The organism is Pseudomonas sp. BF-R-30, from assembly GCF_019956175.1.
In the GTDB taxonomy this organism is placed as follows: domain Bacteria; phylum Pseudomonadota; class Gammaproteobacteria; order Pseudomonadales; family Pseudomonadaceae; genus Aquipseudomonas; species Aquipseudomonas jessenii.
The window spans coordinates 242,062-258,635 of record NZ_JAHBDE010000055.1; the positions used below are offsets into that span (position 1 = coordinate 242,062).

16 protein-coding genes and 1 pseudogene are annotated in these 16,574 nt (G+C 59.7%); 9 read left to right on the forward strand and 8 right to left on the reverse strand.

What is annotated here, in order from left to right; translation table 11 throughout:
* Positions 1-57 precede the first annotated feature (57 nt).
* Positions 58-861 (reverse strand): SirB1 family protein, encoded by an 804-nt coding sequence (locus tag KGB20_RS23920; protein ID WP_150812781.1) that lies wholly within the window; start codon positions 859-861, stop codon positions 58-60.
* Positions 862-1,044: 183 nt separating this feature from the next.
* Here KGB20_RS23920 and KGB20_RS23925 point away from each other — a divergent pair, with 183 nt between their 5' ends.
* Positions 1,045-2,064 (forward strand): Glu/Leu/Phe/Val dehydrogenase family protein, encoded by a 1,020-nt coding sequence (locus tag KGB20_RS23925; RefSeq protein WP_057716381.1) that lies wholly within the window; start codon positions 1,045-1,047, stop codon positions 2,062-2,064.
* Between the two features lie 188 nt (positions 2,065-2,252).
* Here KGB20_RS23925 and KGB20_RS23930 read toward each other — a convergent pair.
* Positions 2,253-2,492: pseudogene (locus KGB20_RS23930) on the reverse strand (YebG family protein); the annotation flags it as partial.
* Positions 2,493-2,768: 276 nt separating this feature from the next.
* On the opposite strand from KGB20_RS23930, the gene KGB20_RS23935 reads away from it, so the two are divergent.
* Positions 2,769-3,269, forward strand: coding sequence for a phosphate-starvation-inducible protein PsiE (locus tag KGB20_RS23935; protein ID WP_150812780.1), 501 nt, complete (start codon positions 2,769-2,771; stop codon positions 3,267-3,269).
* On the opposite strand, the gene KGB20_RS23940 is transcribed toward KGB20_RS23935, so the two are convergent.
* Together KGB20_RS23940 and KGB20_RS23945 are read right to left on the reverse strand one after the other, a co-directional pair.
* Positions 3,266-3,580, reverse strand: a complete 315-nt coding sequence (locus tag KGB20_RS23940; protein WP_102669120.1) for a DUF3509 domain-containing protein — start codon at positions 3,578-3,580, stop codon at positions 3,266-3,268. The two genes, KGB20_RS23935 and KGB20_RS23940, sit on opposite strands and share 4 nt — an antisense overlap.
* Before the next feature lie 310 nt (positions 3,581-3,890).
* Positions 3,891-5,267 carry an L-serine ammonia-lyase gene (locus KGB20_RS23945; RefSeq protein WP_057716377.1) on the reverse strand — a complete coding sequence of 459 codons (1,377 nt, stop codon included), beginning with the start codon at positions 5,265-5,267 and terminating at the stop codon, positions 3,891-3,893.
* A 135-nt stretch (positions 5,268-5,402) separates the two neighbouring features.
* Between KGB20_RS23945 and KGB20_RS23950 the strand changes: the two genes are divergently transcribed.
* From KGB20_RS23950 to KGB20_RS23970, 5 genes are all read left to right on the forward strand, one after another.
* The gene (locus tag KGB20_RS23950) at positions 5,403-6,350 is read left to right on the forward strand and encodes a LysR substrate-binding domain-containing protein (RefSeq protein WP_057716376.1); all 948 of its coding nucleotides are present in this window, start codon (positions 5,403-5,405) and stop codon (positions 6,348-6,350) included.
* Positions 6,351-6,564: 214 nt separating this feature from the next.
* Complete coding sequence (locus KGB20_RS23955) at positions 6,565-6,972, forward strand: HPF/RaiA family ribosome-associated protein (RefSeq protein ID WP_057716375.1); 408 nt, start codon at positions 6,565-6,567, stop codon at positions 6,970-6,972.
* 223 nt (positions 6,973-7,195) lie between these two features.
* Positions 7,196-7,774 (forward strand): RNA polymerase sigma factor, encoded by a 579-nt coding sequence (locus KGB20_RS23960; RefSeq protein WP_154861615.1) that lies wholly within the window; start codon positions 7,196-7,198, stop codon positions 7,772-7,774.
* Positions 7,771-8,760: a FecR family protein gene (locus KGB20_RS23965; protein WP_154861617.1), complete on the forward strand. Its 990-nt coding sequence runs from the start codon at positions 7,771-7,773 to the stop codon at positions 8,758-8,760. The genes KGB20_RS23960 and KGB20_RS23965 overlap by 4 nt, the downstream gene beginning before the upstream one ends.
* A 238-nt stretch (positions 8,761-8,998) precedes the next feature.
* Positions 8,999-11,428, forward strand: coding sequence for a TonB-dependent siderophore receptor (locus tag KGB20_RS23970; RefSeq protein ID WP_154946584.1), 2,430 nt, complete (start codon positions 8,999-9,001; stop codon positions 11,426-11,428).
* Between the two features lie 142 nt (positions 11,429-11,570).
* Here KGB20_RS23970 and KGB20_RS23975 read toward each other — a convergent pair whose 3' ends face one another.
* Entirely contained in the window at positions 11,571-12,446 is an 876-nt protein-coding gene (locus KGB20_RS23975) for a helix-turn-helix domain-containing protein (protein ID WP_154861621.1), read from the reverse strand.
* Between the two features lie 151 nt (positions 12,447-12,597).
* Between KGB20_RS23975 and KGB20_RS23980 the strand changes: the two genes are divergently transcribed.
* Complete coding sequence (locus tag KGB20_RS23980) at positions 12,598-13,500, forward strand: DMT family transporter (RefSeq protein WP_057716370.1); 903 nt, start codon at positions 12,598-12,600, stop codon at positions 13,498-13,500.
* A gap of 27 nt (positions 13,501-13,527) precedes the next feature.
* On the opposite strand, the gene KGB20_RS23985 is transcribed toward KGB20_RS23980, so the two are convergent.
* A complete protein-coding gene (locus tag KGB20_RS23985) occupies positions 13,528-14,037 on the reverse strand; it encodes a DUF2165 domain-containing protein (RefSeq protein ID WP_223533046.1) in 510 nt (169 codons plus the stop codon).
* 187 nt (positions 14,038-14,224) lie between these two features.
* On the reverse strand, positions 14,225-15,199 hold the full coding sequence (locus KGB20_RS23990) for a 2-hydroxyacid dehydrogenase (RefSeq protein WP_102669128.1): 975 nt from the start codon (positions 15,197-15,199) through the stop codon (positions 14,225-14,227).
* Between the two features lie 195 nt (positions 15,200-15,394).
* Between KGB20_RS23990 and KGB20_RS23995 the strand changes: the two genes are divergently transcribed.
* A complete protein-coding gene (locus KGB20_RS23995) occupies positions 15,395-15,652 on the forward strand; it encodes a hypothetical protein (protein ID WP_090453154.1) in 258 nt (85 codons plus the stop codon).
* Between the two features lie 128 nt (positions 15,653-15,780).
* Here KGB20_RS23995 and KGB20_RS24000 read toward each other — a convergent pair whose 3' ends face one another.
* On the reverse strand, positions 15,781-16,530 hold the full coding sequence (locus KGB20_RS24000) for a YkgJ family cysteine cluster protein (protein ID WP_150815343.1): 750 nt from the start codon (positions 16,528-16,530) through the stop codon (positions 15,781-15,783).
* Positions 16,531-16,574 lie beyond the last annotated feature (44 nt).

Here is a 16,574-nt window from a genome sequence, read left to right on the forward strand (position 1 = left end):
TGATGTCGACTGACTGTCCGCTTTCGCGAGCAAGCCCGCTCCCACAAGGTTTTGTGATCAGTGAACGATGGAGTTGGGCGGCAAATGCCCCAGCCGCTCCGTCAGGCGAATCCGCTGGATCGGATCGTCGCTGAGCAGCAGCGCATGCTCCAGGTCAAAACGCTCGGCGTTCGGGCAGTCCAGCCGCTGGTACAGGCTGGCCCGGGACAGGTAGTCGGTGGCACTGGAGTTGCCCAGTTCCAGGACGCGATCGGCGTCGATCAAGGCATTGATGACATCGTCGTGGGACAGGTACAACTGGCGCAGGTTGCGCGACAGCCGTTGCAGCATCTGCACCGGCTCGGCGGTTTCCAGGTGCTCGGCGCTGAGCTTGATGTTAGGGCCGTACTGGCGGTGCAACAATTCCCGACAATCGTTGGGGTAAAGGCGACGGCCGCCGCAGGGATCGAGCAAATGATCGGCGCCCGGCACCCGCAGCAGGAAATGCCCGGGGAAGTTGACCCCGACCATGGGAATCTCCAGCCCCCTGGCCAACTCCAGCGCAATCAGCCCCAGCGTCAAGGGTTGTCCACGTCGGCGTTCCAGTACTTTGTCCATCAGTGCCACTTGCGGGCGCAAGGGTGTGAAGTCGTCCTGGGCGAAGCCAAGGTCGTTCATGCGCCGCAACAGCGGCTGGGCCAGTTCACTGACTGGCAGCATCGGCAAGCCACCGCTGACCCGTTGTTGCAACGCCTGGAAATCGGCCAGCAGCGCTTGCGGCTCCACCTCGCTGTCGTGCTCGGCCGCAATCCACAGTGCCGCCTCGAACAGCGCGGGCGGTGAACGTTGCAGGCAGGCGAAGAACGATTGGCGCGGGGTCATCAAAATCTCCGAGCAATGCCTCGTTTTAGCCCCCTCTCCGGCATTCGTCCAGTACCGTACAAGAGCGACCACGGGTTATTTCCGAAAGCCTGCATCGGGGCCGTGCTTATTCCGGTGCGCTTCTGCAATTTTTGGGCGCAAGCCTATACTGGCGTCTACAAGAAGTGATTCGGGAGCCTTACGATGTTCGCTCTCATGCAAAGCACTCGCCTTGAATCGCTGCATCTGAGCGTCGACTCGGTCACCGGGTTGAAGGCGGTCATTGCCATTCATAACAGCCGGCTGGGGCCAGCTCTGGGTGGTTGTCGTTACCTTGCCTATCCCAGCGACGAGTCTGCGGTCGAGGATGCGGTGCGCCTTGCCCAAGGCATGAGTTACAAGGCGGCACTGGCCGGCCTGGCCCAGGGCGGCGGCGTGGCGGTGATCATTCGCCCCGTTCATGTGGCCAACCGCGCCGCGCTGTTCGAAGCCTTCGGGCGCTGTATCAATCAGCTCGACGGGCGCTACATCACAGCCATCGACAGTGGCACCTCAGTGGCGGACATGGATTGCATCGCCCAGCAGACCCAGCATGTCACCAGCACCACCGCGGCGGGTGACCCTGCGCCACACGCGGCGATGGGCGTATTCACCGGCATTCGCGCCACTGCGATGGCGCGACTGGGCAGCGATAACCTCGAAGGCCTGCGCGTTGCCATTCAAGGCTTGGGCAACGTTGGTTATGCCCTGGCAGAACAGTTGCACGCTGCCGGGGCCGAACTGCTGGTCAGCGATATCGATCACGGCAAGGTGCAGCTGGCAATGGAGCAACTCGGGGCTCACCCCATCGCCAACGACGCACTGCTCAGCACGCCTTGCGATATTCTTGCGCCATGCGGTTTGGGCGGGGTGCTCAACAGCCACAGCGTGACGCAACTGCGCTGCTCGGCAGTGGCCGGTTCGGCGAACAATCAGCTGACCCATCTGGATGTTGCCGACCAACTGGAACGTCGCGGCATCCTGTACGCACCGGATTACGTGATTAACGCCGGCGGACTGATTTACGTGTCGCTCAAGCACCGCGGCGAAGAACTGTCGACCATCACCGCGCACCTGTCGAAAATCAGCTCGCGCCTGACTGAAGTGTTCGCCCACGCCCAGGCGGAAAAACGCTCCCCCGCGCGGGTGGCCGACGAGTTGGCGGAGAAGGTGTTGTACCGGTGAAACTGGCATGAGTTTTCCACAGGCATGAAAAAGGCCCTGGGTCATTCGACTCAGGGCCTGTTCAATTCGGGCTTTGCCTATTTGGCGGCTTTTGGGGCCTTGGCAGGCTTGGCCGGGGTGACCGGCTCAGCGGCCTCAACGACCTCGGTTGCCGCAACAGGTTGTGCGACTTCAACCGGTGCGCTGAGCAGTTCGGACAGGGCGTCCGGCTGGCTCTTGAACGCCTTGGCGAACACGTCGCGATTTTTCGCCATGTAGATCCCGGCTTCTTCCACTTGCTGCTCGGTCAGGGACGGAACGGCTTTTTGCAACACTTCAGCCAGCAATTCGGCCAGTTCGAGCATTTTGTCATGACGGTCAGCTTCGGCTTTATCCATGAACAAGCGCTCCAGATCTCGGCTGCTGCGGTATACCACTTCGACGGCCATTCACCACCTCACATGCCTTCACATTGGTTGTCGATTTCGACTACTGTATCTATATACAGCTAAAGGATAAGCGAATCCCTGTCTTTTGGGTAGTGGCTTTTTAATGTAGACCGGATTCGAGATTTGTCAGGCGAGGCGCTGCACAGGTGCGACCAAACGCCACGGCGCACAATCCCGAGTGGCTCGCCATCATGGGCTGGCCTTTTTTCTGCATGCAGAAAAACCGTCACGTCCAACCCGCATCATCCGGTCGAGCCGACCTAAGGAAGCATCATCGTGAAAATCAACTGGGCCGAAAAACTGCGGCAGAACGTGCATGAACTGGCCGAGTCCCTGGGCAATCTGTTTGTCGAAACCTTTCACTACCTGGCGTTGTTCGCCATTGGTGCGGTGACCGCATGGGCGGCGGTGATGGAATTTCTCGGGATGATCGAAGAGGGGCACATCAAGATCGATGACATCTTGCTGCTGTTCATCTATCTGGAACTGGGGGCGATGGTCGGGATTTACTTCAAGACCAACCACATGCCCGTGCGCTTCCTGATCTACGTGGCGATCACCGCGCTGACGCGGCTGCTGATTTCCAACGTATCGCACCACAACCCGCCGGACCTGGGGATCATCTACCTGTGCGGCGGGATTCTGCTGTTGGCGTTTGCGATTCTGGTGGTGCGTTACGCTTCGTCGCAATTTCCTTCGGTGAAGATTGAGAACCCGCACCGCAAAACAGGTACGGGCTCCAGTGAACATCCGGAAGTAGAAAAGGGTGAGCTTTAAAGCCCCATGGCGGGTCGGTGGCGGTCACTGGCTGGTGGGGGCAGGCTGCGCGTGCCGCCGTCGGTCATTGATTCGAGGATGGCCACGGCGCAGTGGCCCTGCTCGATGGCAATGCCGAACTGAATGCTTTGCACCAATCGTTTCAGGCGCTCGGGGTCATTGCGTTGTTCGGCGCTGATCATGCGTTTGGCCACCACGCGGCCACTGTTGGACAGGGTCAGCATGATGCGGCCGTCCAGGCCCTGAATGCTCAGGTTGATCTGGTAATCCGCTGCAAAGGCATCGGTAATGAGCTGGAAAGGGTTGTCCATGATGCGTCACCGCCTGATTGAACGTGCAGTTGTTGACCGGCCATGATCGGGTTGGTTCGCAACGCCAGACCACCGGCCATCTCGCCATCATTGTTCCAGCATGGAAGTAGCAAGGCCCATGCCGGAAAATTGTCGGACAAAAAACATGTTCTGTAGGAGCGAGCCTGCTCGCGATGGTCGTGAACGATAACGCGTCAAACCAGATGGTTCGCGGCACCTGAGGGTTTTTCGCGAGCAAGCTCGCTCCTGCGGGGGGGCCGCGTTTTCTGCACGTTTCAGGGCAATTAACCTCGACGTGCCTCCAAAACGGTCAACATTCCACCCAGTTCACCGCCAGTCCGCCCCGCGACGTCTCTTTGTACTTGTCGTGCATGTCGGCCCCGGTGTCGCGCATGGTGCGGATCACCCGGTCCAGGGAAATGAAGTGTTTGCCGTCGCCGCGCAGGGCCATTTGCGTGGCATTGATGGCCTTGACCGCGGCGATCGCGTTGCGCTCGATACACGGCACTTGCACCAGTCCGCCAACCGGGTCGCAGGTGAGGCCGAGGTTGTGTTCCAGGCCGATTTCGGCGGCGTTTTCCAGCTGCTCCGGGGTGGCGCCAAGCACCTCTGCCAGGCCAGCGGCGGCCATGGCGCAAGCGGAGCCGACTTCGCCCTGGCAGCCAACTTCGGCCCCGGAGATCGAAGCGTTTTTCTTGCACAGGATGCCGACGGCAGCTGCACCCAGGAAAAATGCGACCACGTCATCGTCAGACGCATCGGCATTGAATTTCATGTAGTAATGCAGCACCGCCGGAATGATCCCCGCCGCGCCGTTGGTCGGCGCCGTGACCATGCGCCCGCCGGCCGCGTTTTCTTCGTTCACGGCAAGGGCGTACAGGTTGACCCATTCCATCGCTGACAAGGTGGACGTAATGACATTCGGCTTGCCGATTTCCTGCAGGCTGCGATGCAGTTTCGCCGCTCGACGCGGAACACTCAGGCCACCGGGCAAGATGCCTTCGTGGCGCAAACCCTGCTCGACGCATTCGCGCATCACCGACCAGATATGCAACAGACCCTGGCGGATTTCTGCGTCACTGCGCCATGCCCGTTCGTTGGCCATCATCAGTTCGCCCACCCGCAGCCCGTGCTCGTTGCAGAGTTTGAGCAGTTCGGCGGCGCTGGAGAAATCGTAAGGCAGCACCACGTCGCCGGCCGGCGCGATCCCGGATTCGGCTTCGGCTGCTTCGATGATAAAACCGCCGCCCACCGAGTAGTAGGTCTGCTCGAACAGCTCGCCGGTTTCACCGAAGGCTGTCAGGGACATGGCGTTGGGGTGGTAGGGCAGGCTTTCGTCCAGCAGCAGGAGATCGCGTTGCCAGTCGAAGGCAATTTGCGCAACGCCTGCCAGGCACAATTTGCCGGTTTCGCGCAGGGTGTGAATGCGGCTGTCGATGGTGGTTGGATCGATGCGGTCGGGCCATTCGCCCATCAGGCCCATGACGCAGGCGCGGTCCGTCGCGTGGCCGACGCCGGTCGCTGAAAGAGAACCATAGAGACGGATTTCCACGCGTCGCACGTCGGCCAGAAAACCGTGATCGACCAGCGCTTGGGCAAAGGTTGCGGCAGCGCGCATCGGACCGACGGTATGGGAACTGGACGGGCCGATACCCACTTTGAAGAGATCGAAAACACTGATAGCCATGCTAAAGCCTGTACACGTAATGGAAGGGAAATCGCTGCCATTTCTGTAGGACAAGCGCAATTTGGGCGATACTGCCTGTCACGAGCCTGCGTGACCAACGAAAATTCCTAAGACATCCTTTAGCAGGACTAAACGATGAGCCGTCAATTACACGCCCAGACGTATGTCTGGCTGAACGTGTTTGCCTGTGCCGCGCGGCACCTGTCGTTCACCCGCTGCGCCGAAGAACTGCACATCACACCGGGGGCGGTCAGCCAGCAGATCCGCCAGTTGGAAGAGCGCCTGGGCTTTCGCCTGTTTCACCGCCGCGCCCGCGGAGTGGAGCTGAGCGCAGAGGGCCAGCGCCTGGCCATTACCGTCAACGAGGCCTTTGGCAGCATCGACTCGGAATTGCGGCGACTGGACGCGGGCATGATCAGCGGGATTTTGCGGGTGCGTTCGATTCCGTCGTTCCTGAGCAAATGGCTGACGCCGCGACTGCCGCGTTTGCAGCAGCGTTTTCCGGACATCCAGTTGCGCCTGGTGGCCGAGGACAGCAGCGTGCCGTTGCATGAAGGTGACTTCGACCTGGCGATCGACCTGAACGACGGCAGTTATCCGGGCCTGTTATCCACAGCCTTGCTTGATGAACAGATTTTTCCGGTGTGCGCGCCGAGCCTCTTGCGTGGTCGTCCACCACTGCATGGTCCGGCGGACCTGATGCACTTTCCCTTGCTGCACGACATCACCGCCTGGCGCGGCAGCTACGAGTACGCGGAATGGGAGTTTTACCTCAATGCCATCGGCTTCGAGGGGGCGGATGTGCGACGCGGGCATACCTTCAATCGCAATCACCTGACGATCGAAGCGGCCATCGCCGGGATGGGAGTGGCGATTGCCCGACGGACACTGCTCAACGATGAGCTGGAGCGCGGGGCGTTGATCGTGCCGTTCGGCCTGGCGGTGCCCAATCACAAGCGCTACATGCTGCTTTACGCACCCGGGGCGTTGAGCCATCCGGGTGTGCGCGCGGTGCACGATTGGTTGGTGGAGGAGGCGGGTGCTTTTCGCAGCCTGCACCCGTTGGGGGAGCGGCAAATGTGAGCAATTATTACGTAAGAGCAGGGCGACCCAACTCCCGACCTTAACAGCGCTTTTACCGGTTGTCCGGCTTTTTTTGCGATTGAAAATTTATCTTTTTTAGGGGGTTGAATTGTTCAGCGTACAGACCGATTGTGTAAGCAAGAGGTCACGGTGATGACGCCCAAGGGCTTAGCTGACCGGCCTCTCGCGAGCTAGCTGAAATAAGGGATGAACTATGCAAATCCAAGTCAATAGCGATAACCATATTCAAGGCAGTAAACGACTGGAGGAGTGGGTACGTACGACCATTGAGAGCACGCTCGAACGCTACGAAGAGGACCTGACACGAGTCGAGGTTCACCTGCGGGACGAGAACGGCGACAAGCCGGGTCCCCACGACATGCGCTGCCAGCTGGAGGCGCGGCCAAAAGGCCATCAACCGATTTCCGTCACCCATAAAGCCTCCACCATGGAGCAGGCGATCGACGGAGCGGCTACCAAACTTGAACATGCGCTGGAGCATATGTTCGGCAAATTACGCGGCAAACGAGCCAATGTGGTGCCCATCGAGAGTGCCGCCCATGCCGACCATCTGCTGGAAGAAGAGTTTCTTGAGAACGAACAGGCAGCGCTTAACGGCTGACACCTGATTCACTTTTTTACCTTCCCATGAAAACGGGCCTGCATTGCAGGCCCGTTTTGTTTTCGGTGGCTTTTGGATTCGATGGCTATGCCATTGGTGCAACCAACGGGCGTAATAAAGGGCTGCACCCGATCCTTTTGCATATGAGAATATTTATCATTAATATTGCGACCTTTCCGGTCCCCCGACGCTGTCGTGGCCTCCCCGGTTTTCAGGTCGAATCATGAACGATGATCACTCTGCTCCCGAACCCCGCGATATCGAGCGCGATCCACAGCGCGGGGACCGTGCGCATTTTCTCCAGGTGTTTCTCTCCCAGCGTTCGCAAATGGAAGCACTGGTGAGCCGGCGTGTCGGTTGTCGGGCGACGGCGGCTGACCTGGTACAGGATTTGTTCCTGCGATTCTGGCGGCGGCCGTTGGTGCAAGTCGAGGAACTCAGCACCTACCTGCTGCGCTGCGCCGGCAACATCGCCATCGATCACTTGCGCAGTGAAGGCACGCGGGTCCGGGCCAGCGAAGGTTTGATGGTGGAATCACCAGACAGCCATGGCAGCGGACCGCAAGCGGCGCTGGAGGCGGGCAACGATCTGCGCCATGTCGAAGCCGCGTTGCGCGCCTTGCCGGAGCGTACGCGGCAGATCTTCTTGCTCAATCGCATTCACGGCCGCAAATACGCCGAGATCGCCAAGGCCATGGGCTTGTCCCAAAGTGCCGTGGAAAAACATATGATGCGCGCCCTCGAAGCCTGCAAGGCCAGCCTTCGGGAACCCGAACCGCGTACGCCAGGGACAGCACCGTGAACGACTTCAAACGCGTCACCCCGACGCCGGCGCAGGAGCAGGCCGCGCTGGCCTGGCTGAGCCTGTTGCATGACCAGCCCAACAGCGGTGACCAGGCGACGTTCAGCCAATGGTTGCGGGCCGACCCCGCCCATGCCGAGGCCTATGCCCGGGCGCAGGTCCTGTGGGAATTGAGCGAAGGACCGGCGCGCACACTCGCCGATGAAGACGCTTTTGCCTTGCAGGGCTATCTCAACGCCATGGACAAGCCGCGGCGCAGCACGCTCGGGCGCTGGTCCGGTGCGCTGGCGATGGCCGCGTGTCTGCTGTTGATGATCAGTGTCGGTACAGGCTGGCAGCCTATGCGTTGGATTGATGACCTGGGGGCGGATTACGTCTCGGCACCGGGGGAAATTCGCACCGTTACCCTGGCCGATCAGTCGCAGGTGACACTGGATGCCGACAGCGCCATCGCCGTGGATTTCAGTCGCGGTGAGCGGCATGTGCAATTGCGTCGCGGCGCCGGCTTTTTCAGCGTTACCCACACCGGCGAGCCGTTTGTGGTGGACGCCGAGAAAGGCCAGACGCGGGTCCTGGGCACGCAGTTCGAAGTCCGGTTGCAGCCCCACGGTGCACAGGTCACGGTGCTGTCGGGACGGGTTGGCGTGACGGCGCACCAGAAAGCCGATCAGCAAGTGCTCACCGCCGGCCAGCAAGTGGCCTATGGCGAAGGCTCGGCGCAAACACTCCACTCGGTGGACAGCGAAGCGCAGTTGGCATGGCGCCAGGGCTGGCTCAATTACTACAAGGCGACGTTAGCCGATGTGGTACAGGATTTGGCGCGCTATTACCCCGGACGGATCGTGTTGCTCAATGATGAACTGGCGAGGCGTCGGGTCAGTGGCAGCTTTCCGAGCAGGAACCCGCAGGCGGTGTTGAGTTCGTTGCAGGGGGTGTTGGGGTTTGAGCAGCATCAGGTTTTGGGGCATCTGATTATTTTGCGTTGAGGCGACCGGCCTCATCGCGAGCAAGCTCGCTCCCACGGGGTTATGTGTTGCCCCAATATTGTGGCCGACTCAATACCTGTGGGAGCGAGCTTGCTCGCGAAGACGGCAGATCAGACACCCAACCACTCAAGTAAAAATATTTTAAAGTTTTTGCTGAGGTAAACCCGATTGCCATCCGTGTAGTGACTGAAACTGCGAGTCATTCGCATCCGTTGCGGTTCTACACAGGTCATGAGTCATGAAGTCCAGGGCAAAATCGGGTTCGGTCAAACAATGGTTGGGTGTGTCTGCGTTGAGCTTTTCGGCATTGGCCTTGTTGCCGCTGAGCGTAGCGCTGGCCGCAGAGGCAGGCAGCAGTCAGCCGCGTGGGCAATTCAATTTCGCGCTGGCCGCCAAACCGTTGCCCCAGGCCCTGAGCGATTTCAGCCGAGTGACCGGCATCAGCGTCGTCTACACCGATGAGGCGCCGTACGGTCTCAATGCGCCGGCCATCAATGGCCAGATGAGCGCCGAACAGGCTCTGCAACGTCTGCTCACTGGTTCGGGCTTGACGTTCCGTCGCACCGACGGCCACACCATTGCACTGGAACCACGGCCGACTGAAGGGGCGTTGAACCTGGGTGCGACCACCATCACCTCGGTGATGGATGACTCCATGAGCTATCAACCGCCACCCATCACGTCAGTGATGCGCTCCTCGGCCCCCGTACAGGAGATCCCGCAGACGATCAACGTCGTTCCGGCCCAGGTGATCCGCGACCAGGCGCCGCGCAATCTCGATGACGCGCTGGCCAATGTCAGCGGCATCACCCAGGCCAACACCCTGGGCAGCACCCAGGACTCGGTGATGGTCCGTGGCTTTGGCGACAACCGTAACGGCTCGATCATGCGCGACGGCATGCCGATCGTGCAGGGGCGTGGCCTCAACGCCAGCGTGGACCGGGTCGAAGTGCTCAAGGGCCCGGCCTCGTTGCTCTATGGCATCCAGGATCCGGGTGGCGTGGTCAATATGGTCAGCAAGAAGCCCGAGCTTGAGCGGTACAATGCGCTGACCGCGCGCGGTTCGAGCTATGACGACGGCAAGAACGGCAGCGGTGGCAGCCTCGACAGCACCGGGGCCCTCGGCGATTCCGGACTGGCCTACCGCATGGTGCTGGACTACGAAGACGAAGATTACTGGCGTAACTTCGGTGTGCATCGCGAGAGCCTGATCGCGCCGTCGCTGGCCTGGTACGGCGAAAGCACCAAGTTGCTGTTCTCCTATGAGCACCGCGAATTCCTCACACCGTTCGACCGCGGCACGCTGATCGATCCACGGACCAACCATCCGCTGGACATCTCGCGCAACGAGCGTCTCGACGAACCGTTCAACAACATGGAAGGGCGCTCGGACCTCTATCACTTCGAGGCCGATCACGAACTCAACGACAACTGGAAAGCCCATTTCGGCTACAGCTGGAACCGCGAAACCTACGATGCCAGCCAGGTGCGCGTGACCGCCATCGACACCAAAAAGGGCACCCTGACCCGCAACATGGACGGCACCCAGAATGCGATCAGCACCGACCGGTTCACCACCGCCAGCCTCGAAGGCTACGTGAATGTGCTCGGCATGCAGCATGACCTGCTGTTCGGTATCGATGATGAGTACCGCAAGATCTACCGCGAAGACCTGATCCGCCAGAAAAGCCTGACCACATTCAGTTACGTGAACCCTGTTTATGGTCGGGAAGTGCCGGGCACCACCGTCAGTGCGCCCGACAGCGCACAAACCGATGAACTGCGCAGCAATTCGGTCTTCCTTCAGGACTCCATCCACCTCACCGACCAGTGGATTCTGGTGGCCGGCGCGCGTTTCCAGGCGTACGACCAGTACGCCGGCAAAGGCGTACCGTTCCACGCCAACACCGACAGCAACGGGCAGAAATGGGTACCGCGCGCGGGCCTTGTGTACAAATACACCGATGCCTTGTCGTTCTACGGCAGCTACACCGAGTCGTTCAAACCCAACTCGACCATCGCGCCATTGAGCGGCAGCAGTACCGTGCTTGACGGCGGTATCGCGCCGGAAGAAGCCAAGTCCTGGGAGCTGGGTGCCAAGCTTGATCTGCCGGGCCGCGTTACTGGCAATATCGCACTGTTCGACATCAAGAAGCGCAATGTGCTGGTGGCCAACGCCGAAGGTCCGACCACGATTTACAGTGCCGCCGGTGAAGTGCGTTCCCGTGGCCTGGAGGTGGACCTGAGCGGTCGGCTCACCGATCGCTGGAGCATGATCGGTAGCTACGCCTATACCGATGCCGAAGTCACCGAAGACCCGGATTACAAAGGCAATCAGTTGCAGAACGTGGCGAAGAACAGCGGCTCGTTGTCGGCCGTCTATGACTTCGGCAGCGTCATTGGCGGTGATCAACTGCGGGTCGGCGCCGGGGCGCGTTATGTGGGTGAGCGCGCGGGCAACGCGGTGAACGATTTCGACCTGCCGAGCTACACCGTGGCCGATGCGTTCGCCACCTACGACACCAGGGTCGAAGGGCAGAAGGTCAAGTTCCAGCTCAACGTGAAGAACCTGTTCGATCGCACCTACTACACCTCGGCGGCGAGTCGGTTCTTTGTGTCGATGGGGGATTCGCGGCAGGTGACGTTGTCGAGCACCTTGGAGTTCTGACGATAGACCGTGTCATCGTTCATCGCGAGCAAGCTCGCTCCCACAGGGGAATAGGGTAGCCACAAAACAGGTAAGCACCACCAAACCTTGTGGGAGCGGGCTTGCTCGCGAAGGTGGCAGTACAGGCGATAAAAAATCGGGCCTAGCGCAAAAACGCCTGTCGATATTCACCGGGCGTCCCGCCAAGTGACTGGCGAAACCGGTTGGTGAAATGGCTGGCGCTGGCAAAACCGCAAGCCAGTGCAATCTCCCCCAATGGTTGCGAGGTCGTGCGCAGCAACTCCCGCGCCCGTTCAAGGCGCCGCGCCAGCACATACTGATGGGGTGGCAAGCCGAAGCTTTCGCGGAACATCCGCGCGAAGTGGTATTCGGACAACGCGCACAACGCCGCCAATTGACCGAGGCTGATGGCCTCGTCCAGATGGCTGTCGATGAACTCCACCAGATGCCGGCGCTGGTGCGCGGCCAGCCCGCCTTTAAGGCGCAAGCCCTGACGCACGTTGACCTGGCTGAGCAGGGCATGGCTGAGCAGTTCGTGCGCCAGGCTGCTGGTGAGCAGGCGCTCGCCCGGCTCGCCCCAGTTCAAGGCGACCAACTGCCGAAAGCGCAGCGCCTGCTGCGGATCATCGAGAAAGGTCTGCTCGCGCAGCTGCATTTCCCGGGGCTCGCGATCGAGCAGGGTGACGCAGCCAAGGGCAAATTGTTCGGGGCTGAAATACAGGTGTGCCAGGCGAATATCGCCATTGATCACCCAGCCTGACTGGTGATCGGCGGGGAGGATGCACAGTTTGTCCGGACCACCCTTGTTGCCGGGCTGGTCGCGGCGAAAGGTGCCGGTGCCGCCGGCAAGGTAACAGGACAACGTGTGGTGGCTGGGCGCTTCGTATTCCTGAGCGTCATGGTGATTGCTCCACAAGGCTGCAGACAAGCCGTCACCGAGCTCGGCGCTGTGCTCAAGGCGAGCATTCGGCGAGCGGTTGAGGGCTTGAAAGACTTGTAGGGTATCCAGTGCCGCCATGATCGTTGCTCTCTAACACCTGCATCCAACGCCTCGCATCCTACTCCGTAGACGTGCGCCTGCCAGCCTGTCGCCAGACAAAAGCGCAAGTTTATGCAAGTGCGCCCAGGTGTGGCGCCGGACACTGGGCACCTAGCGAGGAGCCTTAGTCATGAACCTTTCTTTGTACCTGCTGACCGTGCTGATCTGGGGTACCACCTGGATTGCCTTGAAATGGCAACTGGGCGTGGTGGCCATTCCCGTGTCGATCGTGTATCGCTTCGGCCTCGCCGCACTGGTGCTGTTCGTGATCCTGCTGCTCAGCCGACGCCTGCAAGTGATGAACCGTCGCGGGCATCTGATCTGCCTGGCTCAAGGCTTGTGCCTGTTCTGCGTCAACTTCATGTGCTTCCTCACCGCGAGCCAGTGGATCCCCAGCGGTCTGGTGGCCGTGGTGTTTTCCACCGCCACTCTGTGGAATGCCCTTAACGCGCGGGTGTTCTTCGGTCAGAGAATTGCCCGCAATGTGCTGATGGGCGGTGCGTTGGGCCTGCTTGGGCTGGGGCTGCTGTTCTGGCCGGAGCTGGCCGGGCATACCGCCAGCCCGGAAACCTTGCTCGGCCTTGGTCTGGCCCTGTGCGGCACCTTGTGTTTCTCGGCGGGCAACATGCTTTCGAGCCTGCAACAGAAGGCCGGTCTCAAACCGCTGACCACCAATGCCTGGGGCATGGCTTACGGGGCAGCGATGCTAACCGTGTGGTGCCTGGTCAAAGGCATTCCCTTCGACATGGAGATGAGCACGCGTTACATCGGGTCACTGTTGTACCTGGTGATTCCGGGATCGGTGATCGGTTTCACCGCCTACCTGACCCTGGTCGGCCGCATGGGGCCAGAGCGGGCTGCGTACTGCACAGTGCTGTTTCCAGTGGTGGCACTCAACGTGTCGGCGTTCGCCGAGGGGTATCAGTGGACGATGCCGGCGCTGTTGGGGCTGGTATTGGTGATGTCGGGTAACGTACTGGTGTTTCGCAAGCCCAAACCACGCTTGGTACAGGGGAGTAGCAAGCTCGCTTGAGATGACGTTCATCGAGCGCTGAAGTCCTCAGTGCTCGACTTTGATCGCAATATAAATCAGCAGCGGTAGTATGAAATCGACAATATGCCGGGTCCAGTCTTTGTAATTCCAGGCTTGTGACTGGTCCATGTTGAACCATTCCACGCCGATAACTTGAAAGCCGACATAGTAAAGCAAGAGCGCAATGAGCAGTCCAATAATCGCGGGCTTCTTGGCTTCATGGAATTCTTCTGCGCTGCTATTCAGGTTTTTATAAAGATAACAGGTTCCGATCATGAAAAAGAGCGTGTAGATAACCTCGAGTGTAATGATGAGCCAGTAGATACGGTGATGGAGTATGTGCGAGGTAATGGCCCTGTAGCTGTACTTCTCGTCGTCACCCGTGCTCTCCATGCTCAGGATGTTACTGATGTTTTCGTAGTTGGTTGCGTAGTCTGTGAAGTTGCTGTACATCACCAGCAATCCAAAAATGCTTATGAATAACATTAATGTGGCTTTGCTGAAGCGTATGACTCTATTTGTCGTAAGTTGATTCAAGGTGGTGATCTCCTTTATTGTTTCCGTTGTGCCTGGAAAAGTAAGGAGAGTCTAGTGGGTGGTTTTGTTGTTTGTTTGTTGACTGAATTGCAGGGTGTGTATTCAGACAGTTTTTTTACAGGTTTAGAGTGATATTGTTTTTGTTTTTTGTATTTAAGGGCAGGCGCTTTTAACGCCTGCCCTTTTTTCAACCCTTCCAGACTTGCGGGTTGACCAGGTCCTGTGGGCGTTCCCCCAACAGCGCACTGCGCAGGTTGGCCAGGGCACGGTTGGCCATGGCATCGCGGGTCTCATGGGTGGCCGAGCCAATGTGCGGCAAGGTCACGGCATTTTTCAACTGGAACAGTGGGGACTCGGCCAGCGGTTCTTTTTCGTAAACGTCCAGTCCGGCACCACGAATGCGGTTGTTTTGCAGCGCTTCGATCAGTGCCGGCTCATCCACCACCGGGCCGCGGGCAATGTTCACCAGGATGGCGCCTGGTTTCATCAGCGCCAGTTCGCGATGGCTGATCAAGTGTTTGGTTTTCTCGCTGAGCGGCACCACCAGGCACACGAAATCGGCCTCGGCCAGCAGTTGATCAAGGCTGCGGAACTGCGCGCCGAGCTCCTGTTCCAGTTCGGTCTTGCGGCTGTTGCCGCTGTAGATGACCGGCATGTTGAACCCCAGGCGACCGCGTCGGGCGATGGCCGCACCGATGTTGCCCATGCCGACAATGCCCAGCGTCTTGCCATGCACATCGCAACCGAACAGCTGCGCACCGACAGTGGCCTGCCATTGCCCGGCCTTGGTCCAGGCATCCAGTTCGGCGACGCGGCGCGCGCTGCTCATCAACAGGGCAAACGCCAGGTCGGCGGTGCTTTCGGTGAGCACATCCGGCGTGTTGGTCAGCATGATCCCGCGTTCGTTGAAGTAGGCCAGGTCATAGTTGTCGTAGCCCACCGAGACACTGGATACCACTTCCAGCGTGGTGGCGTTTTCCAATTGAGCGCGGCCGAGTTTGCGACCGACGCCGATCAAGCCGTGGGCGTGGGGCAGGGCTTCGTTGAATTGGGCGTTGATGTCGCCGTTTTTCGGATTCGGCACGATGACGTCGAAATCCTGTTGCAGGCGTTCGATCATTGGTGGAGTGACGCGGCTGAATGCAAGGACGGTCTTTTTCATGGGCGGGCGGGCTCGTCGGGCGGTGAAGAATGATGAGCACGCTAACATTCTTCGCGGGATTTGTGCGAGTCGTCAGGCGGTCTATGCAAGCTTGCAGCTTGTCGTGCTCCATCCAGTTATACTGCCGCACTTCTTATACTGTGGCATGCGGCCCGCTCACCGGGCCCGACATTTCATGCACCACCCGGAGCTTTCATGACTTCCCCGAAACAACCGCCGGTCGCCGACGCCCTGAACGACGTGCAGGCAGAGCTGCCAGACAGCGTCGACTCCAGCGCCGACAGCGAATCCAAAGCCGGGATCCCGGCCTTCAAATTCCCGTTCAAGCCGGGTGAGCTGGCGGCCGCCAAGGGTTCCAACCAGCCGTGGTACAAGAACGGCGCCAAGAACGGCCACACCAAAACGCCGGGCATGGCACCGCCAGGGACTCGCCGGTCGATGGGTAAGCGCTGAGTTCTTAAGTCTGCAGTGACTGATCTGCCGTCTTCGCGAGCAAGCCCGCTCCCACATTTGGAATGCATTCCTCCAGTGGGAGCGGGCTTGCTCGCGAAGGGGCCGGTACAAACACTGCAAATTCCGAATCAAGTCGCCCGCAACGAAATAAACGAGTAATTCGTCAGCGCATCCGCCGTCACTTGCGCACCTACGGCCAGCACTTGCCCGGCAATATCATCCCCCGACACATGAAACCGCCATTCGCTGCTCCACTGCGGCAACGTTTGCCCGTCCAGGTCGTCGATGATCGCGGCAAATTCCGCCATATCCGGCAGATAAGCAGTAAACCCGTCGCCCTTCAGGGCCGTCGTGCGAATCCCCAGCAACGCACAAATTGCATCCTTCATCAGAATCTCATCACGATCCGCCTGACGGGAGCGCTGGATCACTTCCGACAATCCCCGGTCGACCAGCTCACCACCAACAATCAGCTCCGGTCCTTTTTCCCACGACTCAGGCGGACATTCCTTCATGGCGGTGTTCAGAGGTATGTGTGGATTGATTTCCATCGGATAGATACGGCACACCAGCGGCCGGCGTTCGTAGATGCGACAGAGGTTGTCTTCGTCAAGATTTCGGCAGGGACCGACATTGTAGGCGGCGAAGGTGATGGCCACGTACGCCTCGGATTCACCGCTGCGCACTGCCGCCGAACGGCGTTCGGCGTGTTCCCGTTGGTGCACCGGCAGACCCAGGCCATTGCCCAGAAACGCTTCCACCAGCACGATCACCTGACCGCCATCGGCTGCCCACATCCGGGCTTCGCCCAGAGTCAGGGGCACATGGTGGTCGTTACAGCATTTGCCGCAGCCTACACAGGAAAACGTTGTATTCATCGAGCGTTCGTTCGCGTCACAGGGCATGAAACGGCGACAGAATG